Source organism: Kocuria tytonicola (assembly GCF_003687455.1).
GTDB lineage: Bacteria > Actinomycetota > Actinomycetes > Actinomycetales > Micrococcaceae > Kocuria > Kocuria tytonicola.
This window is the reverse complement of the sequence record NZ_PHOA01000022.1, coordinates 20,614-29,452: the sequence shown is the minus strand read 5'-3', so window position 1 is coordinate 29,452 and position 8,839 is coordinate 20,614. Positions and strand designations below refer to the sequence as shown.

Below are 8,839 nucleotides of genomic sequence, written 5' to 3'. Positions count from 1 at the left end.
GGGTGGATCTGGGGGAGCGGACTCACTGGTCCACGTCCTCCAGGTGGGCGATGTCCTCGGGGTGCTGGAAGCGTGTGCGGCGACCGGTGAACAGGCGCGCGTACAGGAAGTTCACGAGCCACAGCACCACGCCGAGCGCGATCAGCACCAGGGCGATCTGGTACTCGATGGCGTCCTGGGCCCACGGCCCCAACAGGAACGCGCACGTGACGGCGCCGAGGTAGGGGAGCACCTTCGGGGCGTGGAAGTACTTGTGGCCCTCCTGGGAGCGGTCCCGCCGCAGGACGATCGCGGCCACGTTGACCACGGTGAACACGCCGAGCAGCAGCAGAGCGGTGGTGCCGCCCAGGGCGGAGGCGGTGCTCTTGCCCATCGCGTTGTTCACGATCACGATCAGCACCATGCCCAGGACGGTGGTGAAGAGGATGGCCGTCCAGGGGGTGCGGCGACCGGGCAGTACCTTGGCGAGCACTCCCGGGATCACGCCCTGCTTGGCCATGCCGTAGAGCAGGCGGGACGCCATGAGCATGTTGATCAGGGCGGTGTTGGCCACCGCGAAGATGGTGAGGAAGGGGTAGATGGTGTCGATGGGGATGTTCGGCGCACCGATCTTGACCACGTCCAGCAGCGGGGTGGTGGACTCGCCGAGCTGGCCGATGGGCACGATCGCCACGGTGAACAGGGAGACCAGCACGTAGATCACGCCCGTGATGCACAGACCGAACAGCATCACGCGGGGGAAGTTCCGGGTGGGGTCCTTGGTCTCCTCGACCATGTTGACCGAGTCCTCGAAGCCCACGAAGGAGAAGAACGCCAGGGAGGTCACGGAGGTCAGGGCCAGGAACATGCCCTTGTCGTCCGAGGTCTCGAAGATGACCGTGCGGCTGAAGTCCGCGTTGCCCTGGGCGGCGGCCCAGAAGCCCACGAGGATCACGATGAGCAGGCCCGTGAGCTCGATGCAGGTGAGCACCACGTTCAGCTTCACGGACTCGGACACACCGCGCAGGTTGATGATCGCGAGCAGCGCCATGAAGCCCACCGCCACGAGGGTGATCCCGAGGGGGCTCATCTGCAGGTGGAAGCCCTTGGCGAAGTTCGCGGCCACGGTGCTGGAGGCGGTGGCCGCGGAGGTGAGCCCCGAGCACAGCACCGCGAACGTCACCAGGAACGTGAGGAAGTGGATCCCGAAGGCCTTGTGCGTGTAGAGCGCGGCACCCGAGGCGCCGGGGTACTTGGTCACGAGCTCCAGGTAGGAGAACGCGGTGATGGTGGCCACCACGAACGCCACCAGGATGGGGGCCCAGGCCGCGCCGCCGATCTCACCGGCGATGTTGCCCGTGAGGGCGTACACGCCCGTGCCCAGGATGTCCCCCACGATGAACAGCAGGAGCAGTCCCGGGCCCATGACCCGCTTCAGCTCGTGGTTCTCCCCCGAGGGGTCGGTGCCTCCGGTCGCGGGGTCGGCCGTGGCCACGCCGCGGCTCGGCGTGCTGGATGCCGAGGTGGCACCGCGCGGTGTCGTGGAATCGCTCATGTGTTCCTCCGGGGTTGGCCCTTCTCGTGCCGCGCACCGTCGGACCCTCCAGGGCGTGAACTGTGACTCGCGGCTCATGCGTACAGGCAACCCTAAGGTATGCCGGGCGCCCGTGGGGGTCATCGGCACCCGGGGCGCGCGCGGCGTCGTCGTCCTGCCCGCTCGGAGCGCGGGGCTGGGGAACCGGGCGGGGAGTCCCGGGGCCAGTGGCGCCGGCCGGCACCCACGACGACGCCGCGCAGGCCCGGATGCGCCGAGCGCCCCGCATCCACGGGGGATGACGGGGCGCTCGGCGTGCCGGAGGTGGGCAGTCCGCTCAGCGGATGCCGCGCATCAGCTTCAGGACGGGCTTGGCCACGAGCAGCATGACGATGCCGAGCACGATGGTGATCGCGCCCATGGTGCCGAAGTAGCCCACCTCGTTCTCGCGGGAGTAGAACTCCGCGAGGGAGCCGGAGAGAGCGGTGCCCAGCGCCACCGAGAGGTTGTACAGGGCCACCATCTGCACCGGGAACTTCCGCGGCGCGAGCTTGGTGGCCAGGGACAGGCCCACGGGGGAGAGGAAGAGCTCACCGAGGGTGGCGAAGAACAGCACGAGGACGATCCAGCCGACGAACACGGAGGCCGTCTGGGCCTGGGTGATGAACAGCAGGAACGCCACACCGATCAGCAGCAGCGCGATGCCGAACTTGACCGGGGTGCTGGGCTGGCGGGTGCCCAGCTTGGTCCACGCGGCGGCGAAGACCATGCCCATCACGATGATGAACACCGGGTTGATGGACTGCACGGCCGACGGCTTGAAGTCCATGCCGAAGAGGGACAGGTTCAGGCGCGTGTCCGCGTAGATGGCCAGCACCGTGAACTGCTGCTGGAAGAGGGCGAAGAATGCCGCAGTGGCAATGAACAGGGGAATGAACGCCAGGACTCGGGAGTGCTCGTCCGAGGAGAGGCCCTTGTCCCGGAGCATGGTGGCGAACAGCAGGATGGCGGCCACCACGACCACCAGGATCACCGCGTTCGAGAGGTTGCCGGGGTTGAGGATCCCCGTGAACAGCAGGACCAGGACCACGGCGACGAACGCCAGGGCGATCCCGACCCACTTGCCGTACTGCGAGCGGGGCAGGCGGTTGGCCACGGTGTGGACGGTCTCGGGCAGGCCCTTGCGGGTGAGGATGTACTGCAGGAGGCCGAGGGCCATGAAGACCGCCGCGATGCCGAACCCGGCGTGGAAGCCCCACGTGCCCCACGCGAAGCTCGTGAGCAGCGGGCCGAAGAGGGCGCCGATGTTCACGCCCATGTAGTAGAGGGAGAAGCCTGCGTCGCGGCGGGGGGCGTCACGCTCGTAGAGGGTGCCCACGAGGTTCACGCACGTGGTCTTGAGGCCGCCGGAGCCGATCGCAATGCTCAGCAGGCCGATGGTCAGCCCCGCCACTCCCGGGATGAAGGCCAGGGCGATGTGGCCGAGCATGATCAGCACGGCCGAGGAGAGCATGGTGCGCTCGGAGCCGAGCAGGCGGTCCGCAACCCAGCCGCCCAGGATGGAGCACAGGTACACCGTGCCCCCGTAGGCACCCACGATGCCGGCGGCCACGCCCTCGTCGATGCCCAGACCACCCTGAGCTGCGGGGTAGTACATGTAGTACAGGACCAGGGCCTGCATTCCGTAGAAGGAGAAGCGCTCCCACATCTCCACGGAGAAGAGGTTGGCCAGCATGCCGGGCTGGCCGAAGAAGGTTTTCCTGCCCGCGGGGTTGTGCGGGTCCACGGGTGCTGCGGTGCGGTCAGGCGTGCCGCTGAGGGGGCCGTCTACCGGGGTGTGCTGACTCATAACTCACCATGATGCACCCGGACGTCCAGTGAACTGATCTTCGACGCACCGCAGGAACGCCCCCGAGTCCCTGCGGAGAGGGGCTCGGGGGCGTTGGCCGGGGATCCGCTGCGGGTCACCCCGGCGCGGTGTGCACGGCGGCCGGGATCAGTCGTTGAAGTCCGCGGGGTCCGGGCCGATGCGCCCGTCGACGCGGGTCAGCGCGCTGATCTGCTGTACCTCGTCCTGGCTGAGGGTGACGTCCTGGGCGTCCCAGTTCTCCTGGATGCGCTGCGGGGTGACGGACTTGGGGAACACCACGTTGCCGATGGCCAGGTGCCACGCGATGATCACCTGCGCCGGGGTGGCGCCGTGCGCCTCGGCGATCTTCCCGATCATCTCGTCCTGCAGGTCCGCCTTGCCCTGGCCCAGCGGGGACCACGCCTCGGTGACGATCCCGTGCCGGGAGTCCAGCTCCCGCATGGCCTGCTGGGTGAAGTACGGGTGCAGCTCGATCTGGTGCGCGGCGGGGACCACGCCGGTGTCCAGGACGTCCTGCAGGGCCTTCTCGGTGAAGTTCGAGACGCCGATGGAGCGTGCCTTGCCGGACGCCTTGATCTCCTGGAACGCCTTCCAGGTGTCCAGGTACTTGCCCTTCTCCGGCTGGGACCAGTGGATGAGGTACAGGTCCACGTAGTCCAGGCCCAGGCGTTCCAGGGACTTGTCCACGGCCTCCAGGGTGGACTCGTAGCCCTGGTCGTCGTTCCACAGCTTGGTGGTGACGAACAGCTCCTCGCGCGGGATGCCGCTGCTGGCGATCGCGCGCCCCACACCTTCCTCGTTACCGTAGATCTTGGCGGTGTCGATGTGGCGGTAGCCGATCTTCAGCGCCTGGCTCACCACGTCCTCGGCCACGTCCGCGTCCACCTGCCACACGCCGAAGCCCAGCTGGGGGATCGAGTGGCCGTCGTTGAGCTGCACGGTCTGGTTCCTGGTCATGTTCCGTCAGTCCTTTCGTTGACAACTACCTCACAGTCAACTGCGCCGCGGGTGGGTCTGACAAGCGGTTAAGTTCTGGGTGAAGTGTCGGGAGGGCGCCCGTGGGTGGGGGCGCCCCCGTGCGCAAACATGATGAAATAAGGGAATGCAGTTCAACTTCCGGCGCGCCAAGACCCCCGCATACCTCACCTCGCTCGCACTCGTGGTGATCGGTCTGCTCTTCGCCGTGTGGTCCATGCCCGTTCTGGCATGGATCGTCACCATCCTGGGCATCGTGCTCAACGTGATGGCCGTGAGCATCACCCAGATCAACGAGTCCCCCGCTCGTGCCCGGGGCACCGGGACCCGAGTGGTCACCGAGCCCGAGGCGGAGACGGATCAGCACGACGTCGTCCCGCCCGCCGCGGTGGCGCGCGGCGGGTCCTCCGCCCTGCGCGCCCCTGCGCGTGGCGCCGCGGAGGGAGCTCGCAAGGAGCGGGAGCACTCCGCGTCCTGAGCCCCCGCGGGCGTCGCCCCGCGCGGGTGTCAGTTCATGGCCGCCGCGCGGTAGATCTGCTGCACCTTCCCGGCGTCCAGCCGGGCGTCGATGGTGACGGAGGCCTCCGGGTCCGAGCGCAGGTAGCGGACGGGTCCGTGCGCCCCGACCTCGAGCTTCTCCGCGTCCGCCGCCCGGTACACCGCGTCCACGGAACCGGTGAACGCGGGGCCCTGCGTGGGGTTGACCCGCAGGGTGAGGTGCGCGGTCACGGTGTCCGAGATGCCGTTCTCGTCGAACGGGGACTCCACGTCCAGCTCGCGGATGATGCCCACACCGTGCCCCACCACTCCCGGCAGCCGCGCCGCCAGGTGGCCCTGCGCCCGGGCGAACGAGCGCCGCAGCACCGCGACCCAGGAGACCGCGGCGAGCACCAGCACCGCCGCGACGACCCCGAGCCACCAGCCGTTGTGGCTGTCCGCCCAGCGCAGCGCGCTGAGCACCACCACGGTGGCGGAGACCAGTGGGATCACCAGCAGCAGGGACGCGGTCAGCTTCTCCCCGAGCGACGCTTTCGAGGGGGCGGGGCCCTGTGCTGCGGGCTCCTCCGCGGTCTCGACCTGGACCCCCTCCGCGGCCTCGGCCCGCGCGCTGCGTTCGGAGGACGACGACGCCCGCCCCAGCTGGCGCATCGCGGCGGCGTCGAAACCGCGGTCGTCGAGAGACAGGGGCGAGGGCCAGGTGGCGAGGGAGTCCATGGGTCCATTATGAATCAGCCAAGGGCGTCTTCCACGTGGCCGAGTACCAGGTACGGCCTGACATGACGGCCCGGAAACATTTGCTGCGTCAATATATGCTCACTAGAATCTCTCCCATGAGTGAGACGAAGTGGCTGTCGGGGGACGAGCGCGAGGCGTGGCTTGCGCTCGTGTCGATCATGTTCAGGCTGCCGGGAACGGTGGAGGGTCAGCTGCGCAGCGAGGAGGGCATGTCCCTGGCGGAGTACCTGGTGCTCGCCATGCTGTCCGAGGCGCCCGACCACCGGCACCGGATGTCAGCTCTGGCCACCGCCACGAACACTTCGCAGTCCCGGCTCTCGCGCATCGTCGCGCGCATGGAGAAGGACGGGCTGGTCACGCGGGAGGGTCGGCAGGACGACCGTCGCGTGGTGATCGCCGAGATCACGCCCGCCGGCCTGGAACGGGTCAAGGAGGCCGCCCCGGCGCACGTGCGCCACGTGCGGGAGATCGTCTTCGACCGGCTGAGCGACGAGCAGGTGGGCCAGCTGAGGGAGATCGGCCGCGCGCTGAACTGCGGCGCCTCCGCCCGCAGCGTTCTGGGACTGGACTGCTCGGCCTGAACGCTGGAAGTCCTGAACGTCCGACCGGGCGAATGACCGACTGACCGCGCGGAACCGGGGCACCGCGGCCCCGGCGTCCGCAGCCCCGCCGTGCCCGCTGTGGGAGTCTGAGCACGGGTCTACAGTGTGGCGCGTGAGTATGCAGAGCGCGCACATGGCCATGTGGCAGACCATGAAGGGCCAGGAGAACAAGGGCCGCCGGATCAGCGGGGAGACGGTGCGGCGGATCGCCACTTTCGCCAGGCCCCACCGCGGCGCGATCATCGCGTTCGTCCTGGTCTCCGTGGTGCTCGCCGTCCTGGGGGTCGTCACCCCCGTGCTCGCCGGGCGCGTGGTCAACGCCATCACGGGCGGCCACGACATCTCCGTGGTGGTGTGGCTGGCCGTTGCCATCGCAGTGGTGGCCGTGGCGGACGCCGGACTGTCCCTGCTCAGCCGCCTGCAGTCCTCGCGGATCGGCGAGGGCCTGATCTACGACCTGCGCACCGCGGTCTACGACCACGTGCAGACCATGCCGCTCGCGTTCTTCACCCGCACGCGCACGGGCGCCCTGGTGTCCCGGCTGAACACGGACGTGATCGGCGCGCAGCGTGCCTTTGCAGGCACGCTGTCCGGGGTGGTCTCCAACCTGGTCTCCCTGCTGCTCACGGTGGGCGTCATGGTCACCATTTCGTGGCAGGTGACCGTGCTGTCCCTGCTGCTGCTGCCCATCTTCCTGGTTCCCGCGCGCGCCATGGGCGGCAAGCTGGCCGCCCTGCAGCGCCAGTCCGCCCAGTACAACGCGCAGATGTCCACACGGATGACCGAGCGCTTCTCCGCCGGTGGGGCCACCCTGGTGAAGCTCTACAGCGACCCCGCGGAGGAGTCCCGTGAGTTCGCGGCGCGCGCGGACGACGTGCGGGGCATCGGCATCCGCGCCACCATGCTGCAGACCACGTTCGTCACGGCCCTCACGCTGGTCTCCGCCCTCGCGCTCGCCCTGGTCTACGGGGTGGGCGGCACGCAGGCCCTGCTGGGGCACCTCGACGCCGGCTCCGTGGTGGCCCTGGGCATGCTGCTGACCCGGCTCTACACTCCGCTGACCATGCTCGCGAACGCGCACATGGACATCATGAGCGCGGTGGTGAGCTTCGAGCGGGTCTTCGAGGTCCTGGACATCAAGCCCCTGATCACGCAGAGCCCCACGGCCCGTGCGCTGCCCGAGGGCCCGGTGGACGTGGAGTTCGACCACGTCACCTTCTCCTACCCCTCCGCGGACAAGGTCTCGCTGGCCTCCCTGGAGGACGTCGCGGTGCTGGACTCGCGCGGCGGGGAGGAGGTGCTGCACGACGTCGGCTTCCGCGCCGCCGCAGGACACACCGTGGCGCTCGTGGGCTCCTCCGGTGCGGGCAAGTCCACGATCGCGCAGCTGGTGGCGCGGCTCTACGACGTGGACTCCGGTGCCGTGCGCATCGGCGGCCAGGACGTCCGCGAGACCACTTTCGAGTCCCTGCGCCACACCGTGGGCATGGTCATGCAGGACGGCCACCTCTTCCACGACACCATCCGGGCCAACCTGGGCGTGGCGCGGGAGGGCGTCACGGACGCCGAGCTGTGGGATGCCCTGGAGCGCTCGCGGCTGCGCCACGTGATCGAGTCCCTGCCGGACGGGCTGGACACCGTGGTGGGGGAGCGCGGCTACCGCCTCTCCGGGGGCGAGCGCCAGCGCCTCACCATTGCGCGTCTGCTCCTGGCCCGGCCGCGCGTGGTCATCCTGGACGAGGCCACCTCCGCCCTGGACTCCACCAACGAGGCGCACGTGCAGGCGGCCCTGGACGAGGCGATGTCCGGGCGCACCGCCGTGGTGATCGCCCACCGGCTCTCCACCATCCGCAAGGCGGACCAGATCCTGGTGGTGGAGGCCGGGCGGATCGTGGAGCGCGGCTCCCACGCGGAGCTGCTGGCGCGCGGCGGGCGCTACGCCGAGCTGCACGCCACCCAGTTCGCCGCCGGCGGCCAGGAGCACGACGCCGCCCGGTAGCGTTCCCGGCGGACCAGTCGTTTCCCCCGAGCCCCAGGAGTGCTGCGTGACCGGATGGAACGGCCTGTGGGCGGAGCTCGGCATCACCCTGCCGCACGCGGTGGGGGTGGTGCTCTCCGCAGTGGGCATCTACGTGGTGTTCCTGGTGTTCGTGCGCCTCCTCGGCCAGCGGGTGCTCACCGCCATGTCCACGTTCGACGTGGTGGTCACCGTGATGCTCGGGGCCGTGGCCGGACGCGTGATCCTGGGACACCCGCCCACCCTCGCGAGCGGTGTGCTGGGCCTGGCCACCCTGTTCCTGCTGGAGGTGGTGTTCGGACAGCTGGGCACGCGCCCGCGGCTGCAGCGGCTCTTCAACGCCCCGGCGCGGATTCTGATGACCGGGGACGAGGTGGACGAGCAGGCCCTGCGGCGTTCGCACATCACCCGCTCGGAGCTGCACGGGGCGCTGCGCCGCGCAGGTGTGCGCTCCTACGCGGAGGTGGCGTGCGTGCTGCACGAGCCCGGGGGCGGCATCAGCGTGCTGCGCCGGGGCGTACCCATCGACCGCCACCTGCTCTCGGACATGGCCGGCGCGGAGCGGATCCCGGACGAGTTCCTGGCTCCGGAGGGCACTGATTAGTTCGCTCACTGATTGTTGCGCG

General features: G+C 69.4%; 8 protein-coding genes. 4 read left to right on the top strand and 4 right to left on the bottom strand.

Annotation, left to right across the window (positions count from 1 at the left end; all coding sequences use genetic code 11):
• Positions 1 to 22: 22 nt before the first annotated feature.
• From CWC38_RS04400 to CWC38_RS04390, 3 genes are all read right to left on the bottom strand, one after another.
• Positions 23 to 1,534: an APC family permease gene (locus CWC38_RS04400; protein ID WP_121845610.1), complete on the bottom strand. Its 1,512-nt coding sequence runs from the start codon at positions 1,532 to 1,534 to the stop codon at positions 23 to 25.
• Between the two features lie 316 nt (positions 1,535 to 1,850).
• Positions 1,851 to 3,362, bottom strand: coding sequence for a peptide MFS transporter (locus CWC38_RS04395; protein ID WP_276309554.1), 1,512 nt, complete (start codon positions 3,360 to 3,362; stop codon positions 1,851 to 1,853).
• 147 nt (positions 3,363 to 3,509) lie between these two features.
• Entirely contained in the window at positions 3,510 to 4,340 is an 831-nt protein-coding gene (locus CWC38_RS04390; RefSeq protein WP_121845608.1) for an aldo/keto reductase, read from the bottom strand.
• A gap of 145 nt (positions 4,341 to 4,485) precedes the next feature.
• Here CWC38_RS04390 and CWC38_RS04385 point away from each other — a divergent pair, with 145 nt between their 5' ends.
• Positions 4,486 to 4,836: a hypothetical protein gene (locus CWC38_RS04385; protein WP_121845607.1), complete on the top strand. Its 351-nt coding sequence runs from the start codon at positions 4,486 to 4,488 to the stop codon at positions 4,834 to 4,836.
• 29 nt (positions 4,837 to 4,865) lie between these two features.
• Here the strand turns inward: CWC38_RS04385 and CWC38_RS04380 are convergent, their stop codons facing one another.
• The gene (locus CWC38_RS04380) at positions 4,866 to 5,573 is read right to left on the bottom strand and encodes a hypothetical protein (RefSeq protein WP_121845606.1); all 708 of its coding nucleotides are present in this window, start codon (positions 5,571 to 5,573) and stop codon (positions 4,866 to 4,868) included.
• Positions 5,574 to 5,689: 116 nt separating this feature from the next.
• Here CWC38_RS04380 and CWC38_RS04375 point away from each other — a divergent pair, with 116 nt between their 5' ends.
• From CWC38_RS04375 to CWC38_RS04365, 3 genes are all read left to right on the top strand, one after another.
• The gene (locus CWC38_RS04375) at positions 5,690 to 6,175 is read left to right on the top strand and encodes a MarR family winged helix-turn-helix transcriptional regulator (protein WP_121845605.1); all 486 of its coding nucleotides are present in this window, start codon (positions 5,690 to 5,692) and stop codon (positions 6,173 to 6,175) included.
• Between the two features lie 133 nt (positions 6,176 to 6,308).
• Entirely contained in the window at positions 6,309 to 8,195 is a 1,887-nt protein-coding gene (locus CWC38_RS04370) for an ABC transporter ATP-binding protein (RefSeq protein WP_206059853.1), read from the top strand.
• A 46-nt stretch (positions 8,196 to 8,241) separates the two neighbouring features.
• Positions 8,242 to 8,817, top strand: a complete 576-nt coding sequence (locus CWC38_RS04365) for a DUF421 domain-containing protein (RefSeq protein ID WP_121845603.1) — start codon at positions 8,242 to 8,244, stop codon at positions 8,815 to 8,817.
• The last annotated feature ends 22 nt before the right edge of the window (positions 8,818 to 8,839 follow it).